Origin of the sequence: Pseudohongiella sp. (genome assembly GCF_040877505.1) — a bacterium.
Taxonomy (GTDB): domain Bacteria; phylum Pseudomonadota; class Gammaproteobacteria; order Pseudomonadales; family Pseudohongiellaceae; genus Pseudohongiella.
Genome location: NZ_JBBDNQ010000007.1, coordinates 1 through 25,397, shown reverse-complemented (window position 1 = coordinate 25,397; position 25,397 = coordinate 1). Strand labels below are relative to the sequence as shown.

Here is a 25,397-nt window from a genome sequence, read left to right as displayed (position 1 = left end):
AGATCGGAAAGCAAACGATAATCAGTTGATAGTTTCGATGGGTGCGAGCGGGTATTACTGAGGGCTGGGGTCTGGGTCAAGGTCGGGCACAAAAAAAGACCACCCGAAGGTGGCCAAACGCTAACGCAGTCGCCGTTATTCTATCAGCCGGAGGACAACTCCCCCAGGGTGTAGGGCCGGAACTTGATCACTTCCTTGCCCACGATATCGTTCATTTCCAGCACCCGTTCCTGCAGAGGCTCCAGTTCGTTGGCCGCGAACACCCGGGCGGCCTTCTCTGCGTCACCGAAACCGGAAGTGTTGGTGGGGATAATGCCCATCAGCTGGGGTGGTACCCGGTGCCCTGCCAGCTGATCATCTCGGGTGGCGTTCTTGATGTTCCAGAAGTCATCCTTGGCCGCTACCTCGCTGACCGGGATCACCTGCATGCCATCCTTTTTGCCGTTGGGCGCGTAGACGAACAGGTTTTTGAAGTTGCCCGGGCCCTTGCTTTCCCGTAGGGCCTTGCGCAGGTCATCGATGTCTTCCTGGTTCTGAGCGGCATCCGTCATGTACATGATGAAACCGGCGTGGCTGCCGTTCTGGTAGTACTTGCGCCGGAAAAGCGTGGCCGATTCGTTGAGCCAGGCAGACTGAAGCGAGCCCAGGTAGTCGGGCACGCCGTAGAGCTCCTGGTCGATATCGGGCTCCATCAGGTGAACCACACTGCCCCGGTCGAATTCGGTGTGCTTTACCCAGTCATGTACCCACCAGAAGGAATCTGCCTCAACACCCCGGCGGCAGTACTTGGCCAGTATCGGTTTTATCTGGATCAGTCGCCCCAGCCGGTTCATCACCTGCTCGCCGTAGAGGTTGCCGAACACCAGGTAATCCATGGCCATGCGGGCGAAGTCCTGCCGGGTGAGGTACTGTGTGGGCTGGAAGGTTTTCACCAGGATGTTGCGCTTTACCTGCAGAGCACTGCCGTGGTGAGCGGTGGCCCGGTAGGATTTGGCGAGTGCCGCCATGTCCACCGGCGGTTCGTAGTAGTCCTGCCCTGCCATCCAGCAGCCGGTGTAAAGCATGTCATACCGGTCCATCACCGGTACCGGATCGCCAAAGGTGAAAGCGTTAACGCTGTTGCTCATCAGTAAATCTCCATCATGCTGCCGCCGTGGTTGCTGGGGCCTTCGAGTGGTTCGTTTGATAGTGCATGCATCACCGCCCAGGCCAGATCAGCGTGCCCGGTGTCTTCGCTGCGGCCTGACTTGTAGGTGATCTGCCGCTGTGAATCGGTCATCGCGCGCCGGATGGCCATAAAGCTTTGAGCCATGTCGCTCCAGCCGGCATCGAACTGCAGGCGGCCATGGTCGATGATGTTCTGTGTTTTGATCACCAGGCGGGCTTTCACGTCCGGCGAGTAGTTAAAGCGAGTGACCGCGGGGAAGAACTTCTCTACCAGCTCGGCCACTGCCTCACCCAGGCCGGTGGTGTCCATGCCGATAAAGCTCACGTTGTAGCGCTTGGTCAGCTTCCGGATCTCTTCCGCCTGCTGTTCGTAGTCCAGGCCGCGCAGCCGGACTTTCTCCACCACCCGGTGGGGCTGGCTGGCCGACTTTGATGGCAGCACGGCAACCAGCCCCGCACCATCGCCAGACTCACCGCCGCCGGATGGGTCATAACCCAACCAGACTTCCCGATCGCCCAGGGGCCTGTCCGCGTATGGCTTCATTTCTCGCCATTCAATCCAGCTGTCCACCATGCACCGCTGCAGCTTGGCCAGCGGGAACACCGCGTGGGTGTCATCGACGAACTGGCACATCAGCAGGTTCGAGTACTCGTCTTCGGAGTACTCCATCTGCAGCTGGTCGATATCAAACAGGTCGCAGCCGCCTGCCATGGCATCTTCCACCGTGACGATCTGGCGCCACTGGCCATCGGAGCAGGCCATGCCATTGGCCAGAGCTGCATGGGAGGTGTCCACGGTTACCCGCTTATCTTTCGCACGGCGCTTGTTGAACTGCTCACCTGTCCAGAATGGGTAGGCTTCGTGGGTGATTGCCGATGGCGTGGAAAAGTAGGTCTGGCTCCACTTCTTGTGCATGGCCATGCCGGAGGCCACTTTCCGGAACTGCTGGAAGCTCTGGATCCAGAAGTACTCGTCCATGTACAGATCGCCATGATAGCTCTGTGCTGTCCGGACGTTGGTACCGAGAAAATAGAGCGTTGCCCCGTTGGGGAGAACCAGAGGATCACCGCGCAGTTCAACGCCGGTGGTGTCCTTCACGAACTGGACGATGTACTGCCGGAAAACATGCGCCTGGGCCTTGGAGGCGCTGAGGAAGATCTTGTTCTTGCCCGTGTGGAACGCATCCACAATCGCTTCCCGGGCAAAGTACCAGGTGGCACCGATCTGCCGGGACTTCAGGATGTTGCGGATCCGGTTGGTAAGCCCGGCCACTTTCCACTTGTGCTGATATTCAAACAGGGATTCTTCGAACGCCGTGGTGATCTCTTCCAGGCCCTCGTCGCCGATATCGTTCTTGGCTTTGCGCGGTGCCCGGTTGCGTTCCAGGATGTTCGGGTTAAGATCCGATTCCCGGCCGCTCTCCTGGTACTTGTTCACCCTGGCCAATCGCTCGATCTGCCTGCCTAGCAGGTCGATTTCCTTGAAGTCCTTCCCTTCCTTTTCGTCCTTGAACACCAGCTGAACCATGCGGGCTTCCAGTGAGCTCTCCACCCGCTGGATCGGTTCCGCGTCATCCCAGTTGAACCGCTTTTTCCAGTTGTGGAAAAGCTGGGCGCTGATGCCCAGTTCTTCAGCAATGCGCTGCGGCCGCCATCCCATCCAGTAGAGGGTGCGGGCCTTCACAAAGTGTTCGCGGTAATCCGATTCAACAGTCTTGTCCATGCCGTCAGCGTAAAGGCTGCGCGCGCGGGTTCAGCGGTGAATGTTTTGTGGGAAGTGGTGGGACAACGGCGGCAGGTTGGCTTCACGTGCGTCTGGCACGAATCTGGGGGCACTGAGTGAAACCAATGAATAAGCATCGCCCAACAGCGTGGGAGTGGCAAGATGAAAAAATGGTTCCGAGTGGCTACTGAAGGCGCCACTACCGATGGCCGGGCAATCAGCCGGGCCTGGATCGAGCAGATGGCCGCAAACTTCAACCGGGAGAAGTACGGCGCCCGGGTGTGGCTGGAACACATGCGCGGCATGTTCGCTGATGGCCCCTTCAAGGCATTCGGCGATGTAACAGGTGTCAAGGCGGAAGAGAACGCCGATGGCAAGCTGGAACTGTTCGCAGAAATCGATCCCACTGAAGACCTGGTCAAGATGACCAAGGATCGCCAGAAAATCTACACCTCCATCGAAGTGGATCCGGAATTCGCGGATTCCGGAGAAGCCTATCTGGTAGGCCTGGCGGTGACCGACTCCCCCGCATCCCTGGGCACCGAAATGCTGCAGTTCAGTAGCCAGGCCGACACCAACCCCCTGAATGCACGTAAGCAGCGCCCTGAGAACCTGTTTTCTGCCGCGATTGAGGCTGAGTTGGACTTCACGGACGAAGGCGGAGAAGAGAGCGGCACTGAAGGGCAGCAAGGTGGCGAAACCCTGTTCACCAAGGTGAAGGCGCTGTTCAGCAAACACCGCGACGCCAACGCCGCCCGGTTCTCTGACTTCAAGGCTGACCTGGAGAAAACGCTGGAGCTTTTCGTCAGCGACGGCCAGCAGCTACGCAGCTCCATCGACGAGGTGCAGCACGAGTACAGCCAGCTGAAGCAGGCCCATGAAGCCCTGGAACAGAAATTCCAGAATCTGGAGGCGGAGCTGGAAAGCACCCCGCACCGCAAACACTCCCGCACCCCGGCCACTGGTGGCCAGGACGCAACTCTCACAGACTGCTGAGGAAGTCAGACTATGCGCAACGAATCCCGAGTACAGTTCAACAAGCTTCGTCAGCAGATCGCGAAGCTCAACGGTGTGGAGTCTGCGGCGGAAACCTTCGCTGTAGAGCCTTCCGTCCAGCAGCGGCTGGAGCAGCGCATCCAGGAGTCCAGCGACTTCCTGAACCGTATCAACATGATCGGTGTGGATGAAATCAAGGGCGAGAAGATCGGCCTGGGCGTTGGCTCCACCATTGCCGGGCGTACCGATGTGTCTGATAAAGATCGCGCACCGCGCGACCTGAGCGACCTGGGCGCCAACGGTTACGAGTGCTTCCTGACCGAGTTCGACACCGCCGTACCCTATGCCAAGATCGATGCGTGGGCCAAGTTCCCGCAATTCCAGGCCATGCTGCGCGACGCGATCATTCGCCAGCAGGCGCTTGACCGCATCATGATCGGATTCAACGGTACCAGCGCCGCTGCAGAGACCGACCGAGTAGCCAACCCACTGCTGCAGGATGTCAACATCGGCTGGCTGGAGCACTACCGCACCACCTCTCCAGAGCGGGTAATGGATGAAGTGGAGGCAGCATCCGGGCAGGTAAAAGTGGGCGCCACTGGCGACTACAAGAACCTGGACGCCTTGGTGTATGACGTAGTCCACAGCATGCTGGATCCCTGGTTCCGGGAAAGCCCGGATCTGGTTGTTCTGCTGGGCCGCACCCTGATGCAGGACAAGTACTTCCCGCTGATCAACCAGGAAAATGCCCCGACTGAACAACAGGCGCTGGATCTGATTGTCAGCCAGAAGCGGCTCGGTGGGCTGCCCGGCATGCAGGTACCGTTCGTTCCTGACGGAACCATGATGATCACCACCCTGGACAACCTGTCCATCTACTACCAGAACGGCGGCCGCCGCCGTCACATCATGGACAACCCCAAGCGCAACCGCATCGAGAACTACGAATCCTCTAACGAGGCCTACGTGGTCGAAGACTTCGGTGCCGGCGCGGTGGTTGAGAACATCACACTGGTGTAAAGGAGGCGTAAATGGTTAGTCCAGCCAAGAAACGCTTCGAAAAAGCCCGGGCCGCCCGCGAGGCGGCCGAGGCCGAAGCACAGGAAAAAGCCAGGCAGGAACGCGAAGCCCGGCAACGGAAAGCAGCTGATCGCCGTAAACACGTGGTCAACCGCCCGAGCTCTGAAAACGAGCCGGCCCGCCGTGTCATGAGCCCGGCCGAAAAACGGTTTCAGGCCCAGCAAGCCAGAAAGGACGCCGCCGCCGGAACGCCTGACCGTCCGACTGGTGACTCCTACAACCTGCACAAAGCGGCCGTTATCGAAGACAGCCGCCGCCTGCACGATATCGAGAGCATCGAGCGCAAGATCGAAGCAAAGCGCGAAATGCTGCCCAACTATGAAGGCTACGTGAAAGGCGTGTTGGAAGCCGGAACAGGCCAGCAGGATGACGTGCTGATGACCCTGATGGTCTGGTACCTGGACACCGGCGATCTGGCGCGAGGTCTGGATATCGCGGAATACGCGGTGGAGCACGGACTGGAAACCCCGGACCGGTACCAGCGCAAAACCGCCAACCTGGTGGCCGAAGAAGTGGCCGATTTCGCCCTGAAGCTGGACGAAGACGCGGAGAACAAGGAAGAGATCCTTGCCCAGGTCGAAAGAACCGAGGCGGGCTTCGGTGAAGCAGACATGCACGACCAGGTGAAGGCCAAACTGTTCAAGGCCTTGGGCTACCTGCAGCGGGATACCGGCCGCAAGCAAGAAGCCGTTGATTCCCTGAAGCGCGCCCTGGAACTGAACGATAAAGTCGGCGTGAAAAAGGACATCGAGCGCCTGGAAAAAGAACTGAAGAATTCCGGCGAATAGCCGGACCCGAGTCGTACCACGACGCCAGGCGGCACGGGGCCCTGAGCCAAGGCTACGCCGGAAGCTCTCCGGCCCCGTCCACCGCCTTCACCCGGAGGCATCATGAGCCTTATTGCAGCCGGTGGTACCACCGAGCCAGTAACCATCACCAACGCGCCCTTCTTTCCGGATCTGCAGCTGCAGGAATTCCGCGATTCCATGCGCCTGGATGGCACCGTTCCTGACGGCCGGGCAGTCCATGCCCTGGAAGCGGCCATGTTCGATGTGAACCGATCGCTTTCAGCGTTCATGCAGGCCCAGCAAGATCTGGCTTTCCAATCGCTTGAAGACGTGCCAGACGCCGATTGGCAGCCAATGGGAACCAACGTTCGCCTTTACCTCCGGGCCGTCTGGTGCCTGGCCAAGGCTAACCTGATCGAGCGGTACCGGGACTACGACTCCACCGGGAAAGGCCACGACAAGGCTGAAGCCATGGACATCACAGGCGATGATCTGAGAAGGGATGCAGCCTGGGCCATATCCGATATCCGTGGCGTTAATCGCACCACGGTGGAGCTGATCTGATGAGGGAAGTTCGCGCCATCCAGGGCGATACCGTCGACCGGATCTGCTTCATCCACTACGGCCGCACCGCCGGTGTCACCGAAGCGGTCTACGAAGCGAACCCCGGGCTGGCCGATATCGGGCCGATCCTGCCCACTGGAACCCTCGTCAAGCTGCCCAGCGTGGCAGAAAAACCCACAAAACCGACCGTCCAGCTGTGGAATTAGGGAGACGGAATGCCAGACGAACAGGCTGAAGTGATGCAACTTCAAGAAATGGTTGCCCTGGACTGGGCGGCAAGACTGAGGCACCTGGAGGATCTTCACCCACGCGTGAACGCCCTGGAAAACGCCGTGGCAGGTATTCACAAGGACCTGCACAGCCTGGCGTCTGACCAGAAGGAAAACCACAGGGAGACCCAGCAGACGCTGAAGGATTTCCTGGAACAGAACCAGAACCGCATGGATAAAAGCGAGGAAGTGACCCGCAACGCCTTTGCAGGACTGGACAAAAGCGTCTCCAGCCTGGCCCGGAAGGTCTGGTTTTTTGCTGGCGCCGTGTGGGTAATTCTGGGCATTGGAGGCCTGGCCTTTGCTATGCGCAAGGATCTGCTTTCCGCCGCCATTTCAATGATTGGAGTACCTGCACAATGATCAGAATCGGAGACGTGGGCCAGAATGTGGCCGCACTTCAGCAAGGCCTGAAATCTGCCGGGGCCGACATTGAAGTGGATGGCTGGTTCGGCGAGGAAACCGAAAAAGCGGTCATCCGCTTCCAGCGTAACCAGGGGTTAATGGTCGACGGTGTCGCCGGGCCTGCAACGCTGGGCAGGCTGAATCCGAACGGCACGCCGACGACGGGAAAGGAGCTCTGCGAAAAGGATCTGAAGGCCGCAGCCAAGAAACTGGGCGTCCAGCTGGCCGCGATCAAGGCGGTAACGGAGGTGGAAAGCAAGGAAACCGGCTTCCTCCCCTCGGGCCGTCCCGTCATTCTTTTCGAGCGCCACGTGATGTTCCGCCGGCTGGATACTTCAACACGCACCCGAAATGCCGCCAAGTTCCCGGCCATCGTCAATGAAAAGCCAGGCGGATACGTTGGCGGCGACGGTGAATGGCGCCGGCTGAAGCGGGCCAGCGTCATCGACCTGTCCACCGCTATCGAATCGGCCAGCTGGGGCCTGTTCCAGATCATGGGCTTTCATTGGCAGGGGCTGGGGTACGCCTCTGCAGATGAATACTCGGAAGCAATGCACCGCAACGAGGGTGAACACCTGGAAGCCTTTGTCCGCTTCATCAAGCAGGATAAAGCCTTGCACGCCGCCCTGAAGGATCGGGACTGGCCCACCTTCGCCGCCCGCTACAACGGCCCGGCCTACACCCGCAACCAGTACGACACCCGAATGGCGACGGCTTACGACCGGTACCGGCTGTTGGGGCGTTGCTCATGAAGCCTGAAAACCAGAATCTGGATGTACCTAAGCCTCCACCCACGGCAAACATTAATTCCAAAGAGAGGAAAATTTTTGCAATTAGCCCGAACCAGCTGGATGCCTGGCGCATAGTCCCTCGCCTGCTGGTGCTTCTTTACGGCTGGCTGTGTTTCGACACCCACCAGTGGATAACCGCCCTGCCGGATCCGAGCAGCGCCCAACAGCTCTATGCCAGCGTGATTTTCACCGGCGCCGCCGCCTGGTTCGGCTTCTACGTCAACAGCGGGAGAAAGCAGGAATGAAGGTCTACCTGGTGATCGGCCTGGTGGTTGTCGCCCTGTGCGGCTCCCTCTGGTACAGCATCGAGCGCAACCTGGACACCAACGCCCAGCTGGCATCGGTATCCGGTGCTCTGGATCGGCAAGAGCAAGAACACAAGGCCACCAAGGGCAGGCTTTCCGATATGGTCGCTGCCCGTGACCGCCTGGCCGAGCGGATCCGCACCCTCGAAACCGTAGAAGCCAACCTTGAAGCCGAACTGGACGCTGAAAGAGCAAAGCGGGCAACCCTGGAGGAAGAAAATGAAGCGTATCGGAATTGGGCTGGTACTGACCTGCCTGGCGTTGTTATCCGCATGCTCCGAGAAAGTCCGTTATATACAAACCACAGATTACCTGGTGTGCGGCAACGTGAAGCCGCTGGCGATCCCGGAGCGACACCCGAGCAGGGCACCACTGAAACAGAACGGCGGCCTGCTGGATCTGATTGACCAGTACGCCGTGAAACTGAACACCCTGAACGGACGAATGGCTGAGATCACCGCTGAAGTGGATGACTGCGAAAGCCGAGCCCGAACACTGAGCACCCCGGAGCAGCAATGAAAAAGCTGGCAGATCTTCGAAACCACATCCTGACCAACGTGGCAGGGCTGAAACGCAACCCGGACAAGCTGCTTACCTTCATCGAAGATGGCAACATCGAGTTCTGGGAAGGCCCCAACCTGAGCCACATGTACAGCCTGCCCGTTCGGCTGATCGTCACCGACTTTTCGGGCAACGTCGACGAACTCATTCTCCCGATCCTTTCATGGTTGAAAGTGCGGCAACCGGGACACGATCCCACCACCACCATCAGCTTTGAAGCGGAACTGCTGAACAACGACAGCTACGACATCAGCATCACCGTGAACATCTCCGAAACCGTCCTTGTAAGAAGCACCGACGCCGGGCTGGATGTTGAACACCTCTTGCCCGAGCCGACGCTGGAAATGAATGAGGATGCGGAGTGGCAGATCATCGCTGACCTGCACGGATACGCGGAGCCAGTCGATGGCGACAACTGATGACCTGGACGCACTGGCCGGCTGGGTAGAGCCCCTGCTTCAGAAGCTGGAGCCTGCCGAACGCCGGAAGCTGATGAAGGCCGTCTCCCGCGACCTTCGCAAAGCCAACCAGGAGCGCATCAAACAGCAGCAGGGCCCGGACGGCCAAAACTGGGAGCCTCGCAAGCCGCGAAAACTCAGAGGCAAGAAAGGCTTTGTTCGCAAGAAGGCCATGTTCACCAAGCTCCGAACGGCCAAATACCTCAAGATCAACACCAGCCCGGACAGCGCCGGCCTGTCCTTTGCCGGTCTTTCCGGCCGTATCGCGGCCATTCACCACTACGGCCTGCGGGCGAAAGTCGACAAGAACGGCCCCACCTATGACTACCCCGCCCGTGAACTGCTGGGCTTCAACCGCTCAGACCTGGAACTGATCGCCGACCGCATTCTGGATCACATCGAGCCCTGATTTTGTAACGCCTGGCGCCACAACCCGCACAGCTTCCCGCACGCGAACCCCGGCGCACAAACTGGTGCCATGAACACACTTGCTGAAGCCTTCCGCCTGATCAACAACCTGGTGCGCATCGGGACCATTGCCGAAGTGGACCATGAAGCCGCCCGTGCCCGGGTGCAGGCCGGCGACAACCTCACCGGCTGGCAGAAGTGGATCACCCTGCGGGCCGGTACCACTCAGGAATGGAACCCGCCCACGGAGGGCGAACAGGTGGTGCTGATTTCCCCCGCCGGAGACCTGGCTCAGTCGGTGATTATCGTGGGGCTGTTCACCAGCAATGCGCCTTCAGCCAGTGCCAACGAGCATAAGCGGGTGTATCCGGACGGTGCCGAAATCACCTACGACCATGTCAAGAAAGAACTGGTGGCCACCCTGCCCGGCAAGGTGAACATCAATATCACCGGCGACGCGACTGTAAACGTTGGCGGCAACGCCACCACCGCAGTGGCCGGGATCTGCAAGGTGGACGGCGAGAATATCCATCTGAACGACGGCAGCCCTGTTGTAACTACCGCGCACATTTGCCACTTCACCGGCAATGAGCATGGCGACGGATCCAGCACAGTAACGGCAGGGGAATAGCCATGGCACTCGACAAAAGCGCCTTGAAAGGCCGGATTGTTAGCGAGATGGAAGCGATGGGCGCCACGTCAACGGGCGAACACAGCTGGGTAGAGCGCATGGCAGAAGCGCTGGCTAATGCCGTTGTGGACGAGATCCAGAGCAACGCCCAGGTGCCAGTCACAGGCGGATCCAGCGCCGGAACCTACAAGGTGGAATGATGGGAATGAACGCCGCGACCGGCCGCACCCTCGCCGGAACCCAGCACATCGGGCAGAGCATTGGCAAAATCCTGAACACGCCCCTGGGTTCCCGGGTGATGCGCCGTGACTTCGGTTCTGTGATCCCCGCCCTGATCGACCAACCCTTGACCCCGGCCACGGTACTGCGCCTATACAGTGCCGCCGTGGTCGCCATCCAGCAGTGGGAGCCGCGTGTCAAAGTGGGAAGCGTCAACCGCAACATCGGCAAGTCAGGAGAGTTCATCCTGGACATCTCACTCACCCGTGCTGACACCGGTGAATCAGACGTAGTCCAGATACCGCTGGGAGGTGGCCAGTGAGCGGACCGATCGACCTGTCCAGACTGCCCCGCCCCAAGGTCATCGAAGAGCTGGATTTCGAGACTATCCTGGAGCAGCGGAAACAGAAGCTGCTATCGCTGGTGCCAGCCGATCGCCGCGAGGAGGTGGAGGAAACCCTCGCCCTTGAAACTGAACCGTTGACCATCCAGCTGCAGGAAAACGCTTACCGGGAACTGATCTGGCGCAAGCGGGTGAACGAAGCGGCTGTGGCGAACATGCTGGCCTACTCCGACGACGAAGACCTCGACAACCTGGTGGCAAACTTCGAAACCGAGCGTCTGATGATCGACCCGGGCGACCCCGAAGCCATTCCGCCGGTACCGCCGACCTATGAGAGCGACGAAAGCCTGCGCCTGCGCTCGCAACGGTCATGGGAGGGGCTAAGCGTAGCCGGCCCGACGGGTGCCTATGAATTTCACGCCCTGTCTGCTGACGGCCGCATTTCCGATGCCAAGGCCCAAAGCCCGGCACCAACGGAAGTCACCGTCACCCTGCTATCAAACGAAGGCGACGGCACGGCCAGTCAGGAAATCATCGACATCGTCATGGACGCGCTGTCTGCCGAAGACGTCAGACCCGTAGGCGACCGGCTGACCGTGCAGTCCGCGGCCATTATTGAGTACCAGGTGGACGCCACCCTGTACGTTTACCCAGGCCCGGAGCAGGAGCCCATCCTGGAAGCCGCTCAGGAGTCGCTGAATCAGTACGTGGGCGAGCAGCGGCGCATTGGCCGCGACATCCGGATCTCCGCCCTGCACGCTGCCCTCCATGTCGAAGGCGTCCAGCGAGTAGATCTGGCTCAACCAGCGGCAGACCTGGTTCTGGACGGCACTGAAGCCGCCCACTGCACCGGCATCAGCGTAGTGATCGGTGGCAGTGATGAGTGACGACAGAAAGCCCCTGCTGCCCAATAACGCCACGCCCCTGGAGCGATCGGCCGCAGAAGCGCTTGCCGAAATCCAGCGTGTTCCGATACCAATGCGCACCCTCTGGAACCCGCACACCTGCCCGGCCAAGCTACTGCCGTATCTGGCCTGGGCGTTCAGTGTTGATCGCTGGGATCCGGATTGGACCGAAGCAGATAAGCGTGACGTCATAGCATCCTCGTTCTACGTCCACAAGAAAAAAGGAACCATCAGCGCGCTGCGCAGAGTGGTCGAGCCCTTCGGCTTCGTCCTGAAAGTGGACGAGTGGTGGCAGATGGAGCCAACAGGTGAGCCCGGCACCTTCGCTATGGACATCAGCGTGCTGGAAGAAGGGATCAGCGAGCAGACTTACGAAGAGATGGAGCGGCTGATCGCAGACGCCAAGCCGGTGAGCCGGCACCTGGTTGGCCTTGCCATAAAGCTCTCAATTAGCGGAAACGTGCACATCGGCGCCACCGAATACTCTGGCGACAACCTTACCGTTTATCCCCTCCCCCCAGGCCCAATCGAAGTGGGCGGAAACGCCTACGTGGGATCCGGACAACACATTATCGATACAGTGAGTGTGAACCATGGCTGATTATTACGTTATTGCTACCAACATCGGTGAAGCCAAGATGGCGAACGCGCTAGCGCTGGGCATCCCGCTCGCCATCACCGAACTTGCCCTGGGTGACGGTGAAGGTGATGGATCCCGAGGCACACCGGTACCGAACCCGGAGGCAACCGCCCTGGTTTCTGAGCGCCGCCGCGCACCACTCAACTCTTTCTCGGTTGATCCCGACAATGACAACGTGCTTTTAGCCGAACAGGTAATCCCGGAAACCGAAGGCGGCTGGTGGATCCGCGAAATGGGCCTGTTCGATGAGGATGGCGACCTGATCTTCGTGTGCAATACGCCACCCACATACAAGCCGCAGTTGAGCGAAGGAAGCGGCCGGACCCAGGTGGTCAGAATGGCCTCAATAGTTTCGGACACTGCCGCCGTCACTCTGAAGGTTGATCCATCGGTGGTTTTAGCAACGCGCGACTATGCAGACAGCCTGGTTATTGGATTGCGCGAAGAATTGGAACCGGAAATAAATCGCCGCGTGATTCGGGCGGGAAGTTTCGCGGAGCTTGACGCTATTAATTCGCCGCAGGATGGGTGGCAGGCCCTGGTTTCTGGTGTACCTTTTAAGCGCAATTCTGTTACTTGGCAGCCGTCGCTGGGCTTTGTTACCCCTCAAGTCTATGGGGGTGAAAGTAGCCCCGGATTCGACAGCGCTGGTTCAATTAACGAAGCGCTAGCGAATCATCCAAAAGTTTACGTACCAGCTGGCGTGTGGGAAATCGGGTCAGCCCTGAGAATCCCGTCTAATACAACCCTTGAATTCCACCCGCGCGCAGAGTTAAAGCTGCAGGATGGGGCAAGTGATTACTTAATAACAAACGATGATCTGGTTAACGGAAACGAAAATATCCGAGTAATCGGTAATGGGGCAACAATCAACGGTAACAAGCCGGGAGGTCAGGTTAGGGACTATACCGCGCCAGCGGATAATCGCGCTTCCTATTGGGGTTTCGGGATGTGGTTTTCCCGCGTCACTAACCTTGTTGTAGATGATTTTTTTGTACTGGAAACCGAGTCTTGGGGCGTGGGGTATTGGGACGTAAATATTGGATACTTTGGTAACCTGCGGTTCTGGCAGACTAACGACGCGGTTGCAAACGGAGATGGGGTTACCGGAGTTGGTTCCAACCTGCTAATCGAGAATATCAGCGGGTACACTAACGACGATATGGTTTTTGTAGGTAACGGAGGCGGCACCCTGGGGGGTAATGATATGGGCATGGCTGATCTTCCGTCAGTCTCAAATATCACTATCCGAAATATCACGCCAGAGGACCGGGACGGAATCGCCTCACTCCGCGCAGTTCGCATTAGTGGCCGCAGCCCGGACGGCGGGACTACTTCCGGCCGCCTGTTCAGCGTGAGACTGGAGAACGTCCGGGGCAAGACCCGTGATTCTATTATCGACATTGCCAACTACTGGCAGGACACACACCCCGGCCTGGCACTTTATGACATTAGGATTGACGGCCTTGAACGGGAGAGCTTCCCGTCAAGCGTCACGCTTACCGAGCCGCACATTTCGATAAACAATTCCTATATTTCAGACCTTAAAATATCGAACTGGCGGGCCTACGACAGTTCAGAGATTGCGAACTTCCTTGTCCAAGGTGCCGGGTCGAGAATCGAAAAACTGTTTGTATCCGATACCAATGGGATAGACGAAACCAGCGCCAAGCGCGTTCTTATATCTCAAAGCGGCCGCATAGACTATGTATACCTAAACAACGTTGGCCACAAGCGCAGCCCGATTAGCGGGCCGGACCAGAACGGGCATATTTTTTACAAACAGTCGGGCGCGGACGCAAATAATAAAACCCGCGTGATTATGAGCGGTAGCAGAGTTGATAAGATCGACGCAACTGATACGGGTACGGGGGCTGTTGCTGCGGCTGGGACTAGCATGAATATATCGGTAAGCGGTATCAGCGACGTTACAAACCGGACCTTACTCGCGCCGGAAGCGGGGGACGTGATAGTTGACAGCACCGACAAAACGCTCAAGACCTGGAACGGTTCGTCATGGGTATAGTTTATTCAGGGTTCGTCTGTAGTTAGTGCAATTTCTGTATCGGGAAACTTACGCTTTTTTATGTGCTGTTTTTTGTCAAAGAAAACCCAACAACAACCACAACTAGCAGTTGCATCTCCAGCGTTCATCATGGCAGTTAACAACCGCCAAACAGATGACCAGGAGGCGTCATGCCCGATCAATACCACCACGGCGTCCGGGTGCTTGAAATCAATGAAGGCACCCGTACCATTCGCACTGTTTCAACCGCCATCATCGGGCTGGTTGCGACAGCTCCAGACGCCCTGCCCGGCGTGGCCGCTGAAGCCGTTGTTCAGTCCATTGCCGAGAACGGGGACGCGCTATTCACGGCGGCCTCTGTGGGCACCGCAGGCAACAGCATCCGTGTTCGCTACGTTGACCCGGAAGCGGCAGATGCCGCCCTCGAAGTCACCGTCAGCGGCAAGGACATCACCGTATCACTGGCCACCGATGCCCAGGGCGACATTACCAGCACCGCCAACCAGGTCATCACGGCCGTTAATGGCAGCGCTGAAGCCTCAGCCCTGGTTGTGGCGGCCCTGGACGCTGGGAACGATGGCTCTGGCGTGGTCAATGCGATCGACTTCACCCGCCTGTCAGGCGGTGAATCCGAGCCCTTCCCGCTCAACACCCCGGTATTGGTCACCAAGGTTAGCGAAGCCATCGGCAACGCCGGCACCACCGGCACCCTGCCCGCTGCCCTGGACGCTATTGGCGACCAGACATCGCCGATCATGGTCATCGTTCGCGTTGCTGAGGGTGAAACCGAGCAGGACACCGAAGCCAACATCATCGGCACCACCACCGCTGAGGGCAAGAAAACCGGCCTGCAGGCGCTGCTGGCTGCTGAACAGAACCTGGGCGTGAAACCCCGCATTCTGGGCGTACCTGGTCTGGATACCGAAAACGTCACCGCCGAGTTGGTGATCATCGCTCAGAAGCTGCGGGCCTTCTGCTACGCCTACGCCCATGAGTGCCAGACCATCTCCGATGCGATCCTTTACCGCGACGGCTTCGGCGCCCGTGAGCTCATGCTGATCTGGCCGGACTTCACCGCCTTCGACGTGAACACCGCCTCCACGGAACGCGCCTTCGCTGTGTCCCGGGCCCTGGGCCTGCGTGCCAAGATCGACCAGCAGGTAGGCTGGCACAAGACCCTGTCCAACGTAGCGGTGAACGGCGTCACCGGCATCGACAAGGACGTGCACTGGGATCTGCAGGACCCGAACACCGACGCCGGGCTGCTCAACGCCAACGAGGTCACCACCCTGATCCAGCGTGAAGGCTTCCGCTTCTGGGGCTCCCGCACCTGCAGCGCTGATCCGCTGTTCCAGTTCGAGAACTACACCCGCACCGCCCAGATCCTGGCAGACACCATCGCCGAGGCGCACATGTGGGCCGTCGACAAGCCCCTGCACCCGTCACTGGCCAAGGACATCCTTGAAGGCATCAATGCCAAGTTCCGGGAAATGAAACTGCTGGGGCTGATCGTGGGGGCCAACGCCTGGCTGGATCCGGACATCAACACCCAGGAAACCCTAAAAGCCGGCAAGCTGTACATTGATTACGACTACACCCCGGTACCGCCGCTGGAGAACCTGCTGTTCCGTCAGCGCATCACTGACCAGTACCTGGCCGACTTCGCAGCCAGCGTGAACGCATAAGGATCTGAGCTATGGCACTGCCCAAGAAGCTGAAGAACTTCAACCTGTTCGGCAACGGCGATAACTGGCAAGGCCAGATCGCCTCCCTGACCCTTCCGCCCATGGTTCGCCAGATGGAAGAGTTCCGCGGTGGCGGCATGAATGCCCCAGTCGATATCGACCACGGCATGGAGAAAATGGAATTCCAGTGGACGCCGGCCGGCATCATCCCCGAGCTTTTCGACAACTTCGGTACCAGCCAGCTGGACAGCGACCTGCTTCGTTTTGCGGGTAGCTACCAGCGCGACGACACTGGCGAAACCCTGCCCGTGGAAGTCGTGGTGCGCGGCCGCCACCGTGAGATCGCCATGGGCGGCGCGGAAGCCGGCAGCGACAACACCCTGTCTGTGACCACCACACTCAGCTACTACAAGCTCACCATCGGCGGTGAGGAAGTGGTAGAGATCGACGTACCCGGCATGGTGGAGCGCATTCGCGGTCAGGATCGCCTGGCCGAACACCGCCGCAACATCGGCCTGTAAGGAACCCTGAACTATGAGTAAGCCCGTAACCGCAACCATCGAGCTGGAAACCCCCGTCAAACGCGAGGGTGGCAACATCGAGAAGCTGACCCTGCGCAAGCCCATGTCCGGCGAGCTGCGGGGCCTGTCCCTGGCAGATCTGATCAACATGGAAGTGGACAGCATCACCAAGGTACTGCCCCGCATCAGCAACCCCACCCTGACCGACCAGGACCTGCGGGAAATGGATCCGGCAGACCTGTCTGCCTGTGGCAGCGAGATCGCCGGTTTTTTGCTTCCGAAGCGGCTGAAGGGATAATCCCAAACCGCGTTGACGCTGCCATGGCTGACATCGCCGCCATCTTCCATTGGCGGCCGTCGGACATGAATGAAATGCCCCTCTCAGAACTTATGGAGTGGCGGGAACACGCCCGTAATCGAAGCCAGCCGGAGGAATGATGTCCAAGAACCTCGACCTGAAGGTTGTTCTTGCCGCCCGAGAGAAGATTACCGGCCCCCTCAAGAAGGTAAACGCCACCACCACCGGTACCGCCCGGGCGCTGAAGCAGGCCCAGGTGGAAACCAAAAAGCTGCAGTCTTCCCAGCGGGACATCTCATCGTTCAAGCGACTGGACGGCGCCCTCAGTAAGAACTCACAGGCACTGAACGAATCCCAGGACCGGGTTCGAAAGCTGGGCCGTGAGCTGCAAACCACCACCAAGCCCACCGCCAAGCTCCGAGCCGAGTACAACCGTGCCCGGAAGGACGTTGAACAGTTCACGCAGAAAGGCCAGGAGCAACGGAAGGAACTGGGCAAGGTGCGCAAGCGCCTGGGTGAAGCGGGAGTGAACGTCCGCAACCTGTCAGGGGAAGAGAAGCGGCTGGCCGATCAGATGAAGGCCACCAATACCCGGATCCAGCGGCAGAAAAAATACCTGGATCAACTGGGCAAGGCGGACGTTTCTGGCAAGTTCAACAACATGACCGGCGAGGTTGGGCGCTTTGGCAGGCGCGCTGCTCTGCTGGGTGGTGGTGCAGCTGCTGGGATCTTCGGCGTTGCCAACTCGACGGCCACCCTGGGTGACGAGGTCGCAAAGACCGCCGACAAGATTGGAGTCGCCCTGGGCCCATACCAGGAACTGCGCTACGCCGCAGAGCGTTCAGGCATTTCCACGCAGAAGCTGGACAGCAACATGGTGGCCTTCACCAAGCGATTGGGCGAAGCCAAGCAAGGCACTGGCGCTGCACGAAAGGCTTACGACCAGCTGGGGCTCTCTTCCGCTCGACTGGCCGAAATGACCCCAGAGGATGCACTGGACGTGGTTGCCGACCGCCTGGCCACCGTGGACAACCAAACCGAGCGTGTGGCGCTGGCAGCCCAGATGTTCAGCCGTGAAGGCGTGGGTATGGTCAACATGCTGAAAGACGGCAGTGCTGGCCTGCAGGCCCTGCGCAAAGATGCCCGCGCCACCGGTTACGTGCTGAGCGAACAGGCCGCGCGCGATGCCGAGAAGTTCAAGGACTCGATGCTGGACGCGCAGCTGGGCATGGCTGGCATGAAAAACACCATCGGTGCCGAACTGATGCCAGCGATCACGGAGCTGATGGGGGATCTCTCCGGCTGGATGCGAGAAAACCGCGACCAGGTGAAAGCCTTCGCCAAAGAATTCGGTAGCAGGCTGAAGGGCGCTCTTCCCATCCTGCGGGATCTGGCAGTCGGTGCCGCATCCACCGCCAAAACCCTTGGGTTGATCACCAGCAACCTGGCTGGAATGGTGGGCGGGTTCGATAACCTGGGCATGATCCTGGCGTTCCTGTTCGCCATGAAGCCAGTCATGGCCATACTGGCATTCGGCAAGGCTCTGTTCGCCGCTGGTACCGCAGTTGTTGGTCTCGCCGGTGGGCTCCCTGCCGTTGCTGCAGGCATCAAAGCGATCGGCGTAGCATTGGCGGCCAACCCGATCGGCCTGATCATCATGGCCATCGCGGGTGCTGGCTACCTCATCTATAAAAACTGGGGTGCCATCATGGATTTCTTCAAGGGCTTGCCTGCGAAGTTCTCCGGCTTCGGCTCCATGATTATGGACGGCCTGGTGGGCGGCCTGCTGGGCGGCCTGAAGAAGGTCAAAGACACGGTAATCAATGCCGGCAAGAAGACCATCGGCTGGTTCAAGGGCGTGCTGGGCATTAAGTCACCGTCACGCGTGTTCATGAGCGCCGGGCAGGACACCCTAGAAGGCTACCGGCAAGGCCTCAAGAAGCAGGAACCCAACACACTAAAGCAGGTCAGCGGCTTCGGCCAGCGCGTGCGCAGAGTGGGTGCCGGCATCGCCATTGGTGCCTCTACCCTGCCCGCAGCCGCCGGCAACCTTCAGTACGATAACCGGCCCCCCATCGCATCATCGCCAGCAGCTGCCAGTGCCAGTGCCGGCGACACCATCAACATTAATATTTATGGCTCCCCGGGGCAGAATGCCCAGGACATTGCAGCTGAAGTTAACCGGGTGCTCCAGGAACGCGATCGCCGCAAAGCCAGCCGCGCCCGCAGCAACCTGATAGATAGGGAGTAAATGCCATGATGATGACACTGGGAATGTTTGTGTTTGAGGTGAAATCCCTGCCCTATCAGCAGCTGCAGCGCAACACTCAATGGCGACACCCCAGCCAAAGCCGGATTGGCCATCGGCCTGCCTACCAATACCTGGGCCCGGGCGAAGACACCATTACCCTCACGGGCACACTGCACCCGGAGCTCACCGGCGGCCGCGTCACCCTGGACGATGTGCGCATCATGGCCGACGAGGGCAAAGCCTGGCCGCTGATCGAAGGCTCCGGCCGCGTATTCGGGTTCTGGAGCATTACGGGAGTGCAGGAAACCAGCACCGTGTTCTTCGCCGATGGCGTGCCGCGCAAGATCGACTTCACCATTAACCTGGTGCGCGTGGATGAAGACGACTTCCAGTCCTTCCGCGATCGCGCCGCCACCAGCCGAGACGCTGCCATCGGCATGGGCCTGTACCAACCCCGCCGTAACGCAGGTGTGGCCTGATGCAGCAACCAGCGCCAGACTACCGCCTGGCCGTTAATGGCCAGAACATCACCCCGAAGCTCAGCGGCAGGCTGATCGACCTCACCCTGGACGAAACACCAGGCGACGAGGCAGACACCCTCTCCATCACGCTCAGCGACCACGACGTTCAACTGGAGATCCCGCCCAAGGGTGCGGAACTGAATCTGGCTATCGGCTGGAAAGGCCAGCAGCTGATTGAGAAAGGTCTGTTTATCGTTGACGAAGCGAGCTACAGCTGGGCACCCAATGTGCTCACTATCACCGCCCGCAGTGCCGACATGCGGAACGGCTTGCCCACACGGAAAACCCGGAGCTGGGACCAGGTAACCATTGGCGAAATCGTCAACACAATCGCCAGCCAGAACAACCTGCGACCTGTGGTAAGTGCAAGCCTTTCGCAAAAGCTGGTAGAGCATCTGGACCAGACCGACGAATCAGACATGAACCTGCTCACACGTCTTGGTGAACGGTACGGCGCCATATTCGCGATAAAGGCTGGACGCCTGATATTTACTCCTCGAGGAGAAGCCAAAACAGCCAACGGTAACTCCCTGCCCGAAATCACCATCTCACCCCAGAAGGGAGACAGCGGAACCTATCGGGAAAAAGACCGAGATAGCTACACGGGCGTGGAGGCCTTATGGAACAACGTCGACGAGGGAAAGCAGGAAAAGGTAATGGCCGGTACCACCGAGCGCGTGAAGCGACTGCGCGCAACCTACGCCAACCAGAGCGAAGCCAACGCCGCCGCCAATGCCGAGCTGAAGCGGCTGAACCGTGGTGAGGCCGAGCTAACCATCTCCCTCGCCATCGGTCGGCCCGAAGTGGGCCCGGAGTTCCGGTTACGGGCGGAAGGCTTCAAACCTCAGATCAACGGCCGGGAATGGGTGATCACCAGAGCCAGTCACAGTTTGAGTGATAGCGGGCTTATTACCAGTTTGGATGCCGAAACACTCAGTGAGTAGGCGCGTTGTGATTAATCTTCCCAAGGTTCCGGCAGCTCACCCGTATCCAGCATTGTTTTCAGGCCCGGTTCATCGATTATCAGGCAGCCCCGATCCCGTGCCCTGGCAACTTTGGCCGGGCCAGCATTCGGCCCACAGCACAGGAATGCCAGCCCTTTGGTGACATCCTTCTTAACCGACATTTGGCGTCCGCTCGCCATGTCCTCCAGCACGCTTCGCTGAACCTTGGGGAAACCCGTAAAGCAGATTTCCGGGCGGGTATCCACCCTGGGTGGCGGCGCTACGTATGGCTGCGTTAGTCTCGCTTCACCTTGTTCCAGGTATTGTTCGACCCGGTCTTTTCGGAAGGTCCGGAACTGTTCGTCAACCTTGCAAACGCCCTGAATATATCGCCCGGTTTCCTTCCAATGCTCCACGATCCAGTCCGTTGTGTGACCGCGTGAATCGGTATAAGTGAAGGATATCGAGCTCATAAGCGCCCCGCCTCCAACTCCACATTGATCACTGACTTGCTCGAGGGATCGTAGTCACACCGGTAAATATAGTTCTCGAAAGCTCCGTAGCCGTTCGCGAACTGCACTCGATCACCGTAGTAAGTGAGAGTGCCCGCTTCTTCGTTCAGCCAGCCCCGGCGGCTTAGCTTCACGTCAGGGTATGAATCAGTCCACTTCACTTCGTATTGCGCCTGGCGCTCGATTTCCCGTTCGCATCGATTGGTCGCAGCTGACCAATGCTCTTGACCCCAGCACTGTAGATCCGATCGGCACGCTTCTTGTTCCGCCTTATCGGCAGCAGCTTGCTCCTGATCGGTCATATCCGGCGCTTGTGCAGTCGTTTCTTCGGTGGGCTCATCATCGGAAAAGAACGCAATCAGAGCCACAACGATAATTACCAGGGCTATGCCCCCGACCAGGTAATCCTTAGTGGTAACACCTGGATTGTCGACGCCACAATTCGGGCACTTTTTTGCCTTCTTCGATACATCCACCTTGCATTCTTTGCACTTCGTCATAGCCATGGTTACTGCTCCCTTCTTCAAATACAGTCGCCCTGGCTTCACGGGCGACTACTACTGAAACTTAAAAAACCCGGCCACCTCGCCAATAACACTGACCCACGATTTCTACCTGGCTCATGTTCTCTGGGTGGATATGTTCAGGCTGATACATCGGGTTATCGCTGGACACCCGGAGTGTGCCATCGGTCATCTGCTGCAGTCGTTTGATGCGCAGAACCTCCCCGATCCTAATCGCGAAAACGCCGTCGGGCTTCTTCCTGGAGCGATCAATAAGAACCGTATCGCCCGTGGCCAGGGTTCCATCCATAGAGTCACCAGTGACACGAATAGCAACCAGATTTTGAACGTGCAGCCCTTCGCGAGTTAGCCAATCCTTCCGGAACTTCAGGGAGCAGCTGATGAGCTCCTGGTCAAAAAGGGCCCCCGGCCCGGCGCTGGCCTCTATGTCGTAGACCGGAATTTCGCTGTAGTCCTCATCGAAATCGATCCGGTAATTAGCCGTTGGTTCAGCCACTGAGTTTCCGGATTCAGCACCAAAAATCAGCCAGTCCAGGCTCCGCCCTGTTTTTACACAAAACGTTACACAGTACTCAATCGGAATATATCCCCGATTTTTCCAGTTATAAACCGCCTGTTTTGAAGCCCCCACGAACTCGCCTACAAGGCCGTCATTCTTGGCCCCGATCGCTTCTCTCATTCTGTGAATGATGGATTCACTATTTAAAAGTTTTTCACTCATTACGAATACCGATAGAAAATTAATATTCCCATTTTGTTTACATCCTTGCGGATTGGGGTCTATCATTCTGTGTAATTCAGCGTTACACAGAGAATACACGATGAAAGATCCAAAGAAACCCGGCTCCAGCCACCGCGCACCCGATGGTGTGCTCACCGCCAAGCCCATCGCCCTTCGCCTTATGCCCGAAGAGAGAGCCCAACTGGAGAAGGCCGCCCTGGCGGAAGGCCGCTCCATGGCATCCCAGGCCCGCATGTTTTTCCTGTGCGGTCTGGATCAATACCAACGCAACACTTCCGCCTGAGCCCTGAAGGAGAAACCGATGTATCAGGACCCAAAACGCATCCGCAAACACCGCGTCAGTCTCAACCTGGACGACTACGAAGCCGCCGTGATCAACGCATTGGTGAATTACACCGGTACCGATCGCTCCAGCCTTCTTCGCCAGATGCTCATTGCTCAGGCCGAAGCAGCCTTGCTGCCGACCACTCACAGCATGACCGGTGGCGCCCCGCATTCCGAGGCGCACATCCGCAGCATTTGAGGTCCTGAAAAGATGCCGGAAATCACTGTGGAACTGACTGAGCAGCAAGCCGCCATTCTGGAAGCGATCCGCCTTCAGGAAGGCCTTCAGACCAAGGACCAGGCCGCCGAGTGGCTGGTGAAACAACGCATGCGCGGTGCCAGCCTGAAGCTGACCGGCCGCAACCGCGCACTACACGCCGTAGGCGGCCCCCGCAAATAACGCGGTGCAAAGGAGCGACACATGACAGACATCGGTTACACGCAGTACACGCCGCCCAAATCGGTGCGGGAGCACAAGTTCAGCATCCGCCTGAGCACGGAAGATCACATCCGCCTTCTTTGGTGGGCTCGCAATCTGGGGTTTGAAGGCACCCGCCGCCGTGCAGCCGCGGCGCGCCACGCCATTCACCAGTTCCTGGAACAGGCCGGTGTTCCCTCTGCCGAGGAAATCCTGAAAGCCAGTGAAGTTCGCGGGCCTCGCCGCCGGGCCATTGATCGCTTCCTGGACGAAGAAGGCATTCCGGACGGCGAAGAGCTGCGCCAGACATACCAACACCGAGCACTCTAATTTCACGATGAATTAACCACGCCAGGGAGTTTTGGCTTTTAACAGATTCCGTTGGGAATCCCCGGGGAATCCCTGAAAACCAACGAGGACCGAATGCACCAACAAGCCAACACCGAAAAAGAGCTGATGGAGTGGTTCGATAGACAGCAGGAAGGCACGAAATGGCGCATCAACGCCTACGTAATCAGGACTGGCAGGCCAATGGCAGAAACCCTGGGCTACCTGAAAAGTATCGAGGAGCGCGGGGCGCGGCTTCAGTTAATTCATCCCGGAAATTGCAGAAAGCATTAAGGGGTTAACAGTTCCATGAAGCAACTCACGCGCAACTTCCTTCACCTGAGCTGCCCTGCCTGCGGTGATAGCTGCCAGATACAGACGGACACGGAACTGGAGGAACAGGGCAAGGCGGCCATCGCGATATGCCGAAACCATCTGCGGTGCGGCTACAAGGGCACAGTGAAGATTACCTACGGCCCGATGCTGGCTGCAAAGAACCCCGGGCAGCCAGAGGCAGAGGGCGGGCCCCAAGCGCGAGAGGCACTGAGGAATTTCATCCGAATCCTATGCCCTCACTGCACCGGGGTGTGCCGAGTGCGCACCAGTGTGCAAGTCATCGCGGCCCAGCGAACGGCTTACGTCTTCTGCCAGGACGAGGACGAATGCGGTTACCGGGGCGTGGTTTTCCTGACTCACGACACACGGCTGGTAGCCGACCCCAATGGCCGGGTTCGCTCCATTCCGCTGGCCCCGGAGGCCGCCGCCGCCGTTCAGCAGGACATGGAGTTCACCTTCATCAAGCACGACAAAAGCAACAACGAGGAACGATAACAATGAATACACAGCTAATGCAGCCACACGCCAACCCTTTCAACTTTGATGATGTTCAGGTTCGAACGGCAACCGACGATCACGGCGAAGCCTGGTTCTGCGCCAAGGATGTTTTCAACGCCCTCGAAGTGCATTGGAGCGGCTCAAGGGGTCTGTCAGGAATGCCTGAAAACTGGCAAAGGGTCGGTTATCTCCAGACCCCTTCAGGCATACAAAGCGCTGTTTTCATCTCAGAAGCGGGTGTTTACCAGACCCTTTTCCGGTCCAGAAAGCCAAAAGCACAGCAGTTTGCTGAGTGGGTTTGCGGAGAAGTTCTCCCTTCCATTCGCAAACAAGGCTTCTTCGGCACCGTTCCCGCAGGCCAGCGCCTGGCCTTCTCAAAACAGATCGCCTCCCTGACCAAAGACCTGGTGAAAACCCGCGACCAGTTCCAGCGGCAAATCCTGCTGGGCGAGCTGCGCACCCTCTACACCCTGATTGGCCAGCCCCTGCCCCAGCAGAACCTGCTGGGGCAGGACACCAAACAGCAAGACCTGAACCTGTAATAAGCACCCATAAGAGGAAGCAGCCATGAATAACGCAGCCAACACCGATATCACCAACGCCGCCTACGGCCAACTGATCGCCCAGCGCAAACAGGGCTTCAACGCCCGCGAATGCGTCGAGGCCAACATCGACAGCCTGATCGAGGAATACCTGGTCAGCCGTCGGCAGGCCGCTCTGATCGTTACCCAGGCCTGGGCGGATCTGGAAGACACCGGCAAGCCTGCCGCCTTCGTGGATGTCAGCCGCACCACCGGCAACATGGTGGTGGTGAATGACACCGCCACCGGTTGCGTCAGCATTTTCTCGGTACACGAGCTGTTGCAGTTCCGGGCCAACAACCCAGACCACGTTAATCGCATTCACGCCTGATCCGGAGCCACCCGCATGCAAGACCAACTACGGGCCGACATAGTTCGCCGGCTGCAGACCGATTTTGACGGCGTAGAGCGCGGGGAATACCTGCGCCGCCTGCGCTGTCCGGGCTGCGGCAAGCGTGAAGCCTTTGTGGGTACCGAAAGCCCATGGATGGTGAAGTGCGGCCGGGAGAGCAAGTGCGGCGAACAGCACCACGTGAAAGAGCTGTTCCCGGATCTGTTCGACAGCTGGACGGAACGCTACGGCAGGCAGGATCGCAAAACCGGCGAGAAGGAAACCGGTACCGAAGTGGCGGACGC

At 58.8% G+C, this 25,397-nt stretch carries 37 protein-coding genes and 1 pseudogene; 33 read left to right on the top strand and 5 right to left on the bottom strand.

Annotated elements, in window-relative coordinates:
- Nucleotides 1-143: 143 nt before the first annotated feature.
- Nucleotides 144-1,127 (bottom strand): phage portal protein, encoded by a 984-nt coding sequence (locus WD071_RS02495; RefSeq protein WP_368046733.1) that lies wholly within the window; start codon nucleotides 1,125-1,127, stop codon nucleotides 144-146.
- A complete protein-coding gene (locus WD071_RS02490; RefSeq protein ID WP_368046732.1) occupies nucleotides 1,127-2,890 on the bottom strand; it encodes a terminase family protein in 1,764 nt (587 codons plus the stop codon). The genes WD071_RS02495 and WD071_RS02490 overlap by 1 nt, the downstream gene beginning before the upstream one ends.
- A 162-nt stretch (nucleotides 2,891-3,052) precedes the next feature.
- On the opposite strand from WD071_RS02490, the gene WD071_RS02485 reads away from it, so the two are divergent.
- From WD071_RS02485 to WD071_RS02370, 24 genes and pseudogenes are all read left to right on the top strand, one after another.
- Complete coding sequence (locus WD071_RS02485; protein ID WP_368046731.1) at nucleotides 3,053-3,886, top strand: GPO family capsid scaffolding protein; 834 nt, start codon at nucleotides 3,053-3,055, stop codon at nucleotides 3,884-3,886.
- Between the two features lie 12 nt (nucleotides 3,887-3,898).
- A complete protein-coding gene (locus WD071_RS02480) occupies nucleotides 3,899-4,906 on the top strand; it encodes a phage major capsid protein, P2 family (RefSeq protein ID WP_368046730.1) in 1,008 nt (335 codons plus the stop codon).
- Nucleotides 4,907-4,917: 11 nt separating this feature from the next.
- On the top strand, nucleotides 4,918-5,754 hold the full coding sequence (gene gpM, locus WD071_RS02475) for a phage terminase small subunit (RefSeq protein ID WP_368046729.1): 837 nt from the start codon (nucleotides 4,918-4,920) through the stop codon (nucleotides 5,752-5,754).
- A 102-nt stretch (nucleotides 5,755-5,856) separates the two neighbouring features.
- Nucleotides 5,857-6,318, top strand: coding sequence for a head completion/stabilization protein (locus WD071_RS02470; RefSeq protein ID WP_368046728.1), 462 nt, complete (start codon nucleotides 5,857-5,859; stop codon nucleotides 6,316-6,318).
- Entirely contained in the window at nucleotides 6,315-6,524 is a 210-nt protein-coding gene (locus WD071_RS02465) for a tail protein X (RefSeq protein WP_368046745.1), read from the top strand. Before WD071_RS02470 ends, WD071_RS02465 begins: the two co-directional genes overlap by 4 nt.
- A 9-nt stretch (nucleotides 6,525-6,533) precedes the next feature.
- Nucleotides 6,534-6,950: a hypothetical protein gene (locus WD071_RS02460; RefSeq protein WP_368046727.1), complete on the top strand. Its 417-nt coding sequence runs from the start codon at nucleotides 6,534-6,536 to the stop codon at nucleotides 6,948-6,950.
- Entirely contained in the window at nucleotides 6,947-7,744 is a 798-nt protein-coding gene (locus WD071_RS02455) for an N-acetylmuramidase domain-containing protein (RefSeq protein WP_368046726.1), read from the top strand. The genes WD071_RS02460 and WD071_RS02455 overlap by 4 nt, the downstream gene beginning before the upstream one ends.
- Nucleotides 7,741-8,028: a hypothetical protein gene (locus WD071_RS02450; protein ID WP_368046724.1), complete on the top strand. Its 288-nt coding sequence runs from the start codon at nucleotides 7,741-7,743 to the stop codon at nucleotides 8,026-8,028. The genes WD071_RS02455 and WD071_RS02450 overlap by 4 nt, the downstream gene beginning before the upstream one ends.
- On the top strand, nucleotides 8,025-8,495 hold the full coding sequence (locus WD071_RS02445; RefSeq protein ID WP_368046722.1) for a hypothetical protein: 471 nt from the start codon (nucleotides 8,025-8,027) through the stop codon (nucleotides 8,493-8,495). Before WD071_RS02450 ends, WD071_RS02445 begins: the two co-directional genes overlap by 4 nt.
- Before the next feature lie 108 nt (nucleotides 8,496-8,603).
- Entirely contained in the window at nucleotides 8,604-9,068 is a 465-nt protein-coding gene (locus WD071_RS02440) for a phage tail protein (RefSeq protein ID WP_368046721.1), read from the top strand.
- Nucleotides 9,055-9,516 (top strand): phage virion morphogenesis protein, encoded by a 462-nt coding sequence (locus WD071_RS02435; RefSeq protein WP_368046719.1) that lies wholly within the window; start codon nucleotides 9,055-9,057, stop codon nucleotides 9,514-9,516. The genes WD071_RS02440 and WD071_RS02435 overlap by 14 nt, the downstream gene beginning before the upstream one ends.
- A gap of 69 nt (nucleotides 9,517-9,585) precedes the next feature.
- The gene (locus WD071_RS02430) at nucleotides 9,586-10,146 is read left to right on the top strand and encodes a phage baseplate assembly protein V (protein WP_368046718.1); all 561 of its coding nucleotides are present in this window, start codon (nucleotides 9,586-9,588) and stop codon (nucleotides 10,144-10,146) included.
- A gap of 2 nt (nucleotides 10,147-10,148) precedes the next feature.
- The gene (locus WD071_RS02425) at nucleotides 10,149-10,346 is read left to right on the top strand and encodes a hypothetical protein (RefSeq protein WP_368046717.1); all 198 of its coding nucleotides are present in this window, start codon (nucleotides 10,149-10,151) and stop codon (nucleotides 10,344-10,346) included.
- A gap of 5 nt (nucleotides 10,347-10,351) precedes the next feature.
- A complete protein-coding gene (locus WD071_RS02420) occupies nucleotides 10,352-10,687 on the top strand; it encodes a GPW/gp25 family protein (protein WP_368046716.1) in 336 nt (111 codons plus the stop codon).
- On the top strand, nucleotides 10,684-11,595 hold the full coding sequence (locus tag WD071_RS02415) for a baseplate assembly protein (protein WP_368046715.1): 912 nt from the start codon (nucleotides 10,684-10,686) through the stop codon (nucleotides 11,593-11,595). Before WD071_RS02420 ends, WD071_RS02415 begins: the two co-directional genes overlap by 4 nt.
- A complete protein-coding gene (locus tag WD071_RS02410; RefSeq protein ID WP_368046714.1) occupies nucleotides 11,588-12,214 on the top strand; it encodes a phage tail protein I in 627 nt (208 codons plus the stop codon). Before WD071_RS02415 ends, WD071_RS02410 begins: the two co-directional genes overlap by 8 nt.
- Nucleotides 12,207-14,279: a phage tail protein gene (locus tag WD071_RS02405; protein ID WP_368046713.1), complete on the top strand. Its 2,073-nt coding sequence runs from the start codon at nucleotides 12,207-12,209 to the stop codon at nucleotides 14,277-14,279. The genes WD071_RS02410 and WD071_RS02405 overlap by 8 nt, the downstream gene beginning before the upstream one ends.
- 626 nt (nucleotides 14,280-14,905) lie before the next feature.
- Nucleotides 14,906-15,964 (top strand): annotated as a pseudogene (locus WD071_RS02400) (phage tail sheath protein); the annotation flags it as partial.
- Nucleotides 15,965-15,975: 11 nt separating this feature from the next.
- A complete protein-coding gene (locus tag WD071_RS02395; RefSeq protein ID WP_368046712.1) occupies nucleotides 15,976-16,485 on the top strand; it encodes a phage major tail tube protein in 510 nt (169 codons plus the stop codon).
- A 13-nt stretch (nucleotides 16,486-16,498) separates the two neighbouring features.
- Nucleotides 16,499-16,783: a phage tail assembly protein gene (locus tag WD071_RS02390; protein ID WP_368046711.1), complete on the top strand. Its 285-nt coding sequence runs from the start codon at nucleotides 16,499-16,501 to the stop codon at nucleotides 16,781-16,783.
- A gap of 23 nt (nucleotides 16,784-16,806) precedes the next feature.
- Entirely contained in the window at nucleotides 16,807-16,923 is a 117-nt protein-coding gene (locus WD071_RS02385; protein WP_368046710.1) for a GpE family phage tail protein, read from the top strand.
- Nucleotides 16,920-19,034 (top strand): hypothetical protein, encoded by a 2,115-nt coding sequence (locus WD071_RS02380; protein ID WP_368046709.1) that lies wholly within the window; start codon nucleotides 16,920-16,922, stop codon nucleotides 19,032-19,034. The genes WD071_RS02385 and WD071_RS02380 overlap by 4 nt, the downstream gene beginning before the upstream one ends.
- Before the next feature lie 5 nt (nucleotides 19,035-19,039).
- Nucleotides 19,040-19,513 carry a phage tail protein gene (locus WD071_RS02375; RefSeq protein ID WP_368046708.1) on the top strand — a complete coding sequence of 158 codons (474 nt, stop codon included), beginning with the start codon at nucleotides 19,040-19,042 and terminating at the stop codon, nucleotides 19,511-19,513.
- Entirely contained in the window at nucleotides 19,513-20,499 is a 987-nt protein-coding gene (locus tag WD071_RS02370; protein ID WP_368046707.1) for a contractile injection system protein, VgrG/Pvc8 family, read from the top strand. The genes WD071_RS02375 and WD071_RS02370 overlap by 1 nt, the downstream gene beginning before the upstream one ends.
- An 11-nt stretch (nucleotides 20,500-20,510) precedes the next feature.
- On the opposite strand, the gene WD071_RS02365 is transcribed toward WD071_RS02370, so the two are convergent.
- From WD071_RS02365 to WD071_RS02355, 3 genes are all read right to left on the bottom strand, one after another.
- Nucleotides 20,511-20,972 carry a hypothetical protein gene (locus tag WD071_RS02365; protein ID WP_368046706.1) on the bottom strand — a complete coding sequence of 154 codons (462 nt, stop codon included), beginning with the start codon at nucleotides 20,970-20,972 and terminating at the stop codon, nucleotides 20,511-20,513.
- Complete coding sequence (locus WD071_RS02360; RefSeq protein ID WP_368046705.1) at nucleotides 20,969-21,517, bottom strand: hypothetical protein; 549 nt, start codon at nucleotides 21,515-21,517, stop codon at nucleotides 20,969-20,971. The genes WD071_RS02365 and WD071_RS02360 overlap by 4 nt, the downstream gene beginning before the upstream one ends.
- A 61-nt stretch (nucleotides 21,518-21,578) precedes the next feature.
- Nucleotides 21,579-22,256 (bottom strand): S24 family peptidase, encoded by a 678-nt coding sequence (locus WD071_RS02355; protein ID WP_368046704.1) that lies wholly within the window; start codon nucleotides 22,254-22,256, stop codon nucleotides 21,579-21,581.
- Between the two features lie 100 nt (nucleotides 22,257-22,356).
- Here WD071_RS02355 and WD071_RS02350 point away from each other — a divergent pair, with 100 nt between their 5' ends.
- From WD071_RS02350 to WD071_RS02310, 9 genes are all read left to right on the top strand, one after another.
- Entirely contained in the window at nucleotides 22,357-22,560 is a 204-nt protein-coding gene (locus tag WD071_RS02350; RefSeq protein WP_368046703.1) for a hypothetical protein, read from the top strand.
- 18 nt (nucleotides 22,561-22,578) lie between these two features.
- Complete coding sequence (locus WD071_RS02345) at nucleotides 22,579-22,800, top strand: hypothetical protein (RefSeq protein WP_368046702.1); 222 nt, start codon at nucleotides 22,579-22,581, stop codon at nucleotides 22,798-22,800.
- A 12-nt stretch (nucleotides 22,801-22,812) separates the two neighbouring features.
- Nucleotides 22,813-23,001 carry a hypothetical protein gene (locus tag WD071_RS02340; RefSeq protein WP_368046701.1) on the top strand — a complete coding sequence of 63 codons (189 nt, stop codon included), beginning with the start codon at nucleotides 22,813-22,815 and terminating at the stop codon, nucleotides 22,999-23,001.
- A 21-nt stretch (nucleotides 23,002-23,022) separates the two neighbouring features.
- A complete protein-coding gene (locus WD071_RS02335) occupies nucleotides 23,023-23,349 on the top strand; it encodes a hypothetical protein (protein ID WP_368046700.1) in 327 nt (108 codons plus the stop codon).
- 93 nt (nucleotides 23,350-23,442) lie between these two features.
- A complete protein-coding gene (locus tag WD071_RS02330) occupies nucleotides 23,443-23,640 on the top strand; it encodes a hypothetical protein (protein ID WP_368046699.1) in 198 nt (65 codons plus the stop codon).
- Nucleotides 23,641-23,655: 15 nt separating this feature from the next.
- A complete protein-coding gene (locus WD071_RS02325; protein WP_368046698.1) occupies nucleotides 23,656-24,177 on the top strand; it encodes an ogr/Delta-like zinc finger family protein in 522 nt (173 codons plus the stop codon).
- Between the two features lie 2 nt (nucleotides 24,178-24,179).
- Nucleotides 24,180-24,722, top strand: a complete 543-nt coding sequence (locus WD071_RS02320) for a Bro-N domain-containing protein (protein WP_368046697.1) — start codon at nucleotides 24,180-24,182, stop codon at nucleotides 24,720-24,722.
- A 25-nt stretch (nucleotides 24,723-24,747) separates the two neighbouring features.
- Nucleotides 24,748-25,092 (top strand): hypothetical protein, encoded by a 345-nt coding sequence (locus WD071_RS02315; protein WP_368046696.1) that lies wholly within the window; start codon nucleotides 24,748-24,750, stop codon nucleotides 25,090-25,092.
- Nucleotides 25,093-25,107: 15 nt separating this feature from the next.
- The coding region (locus WD071_RS02310) for a hypothetical protein (protein ID WP_368046695.1) at nucleotides 25,108-25,397 on the top strand (290 nt) is incomplete at its 3' end.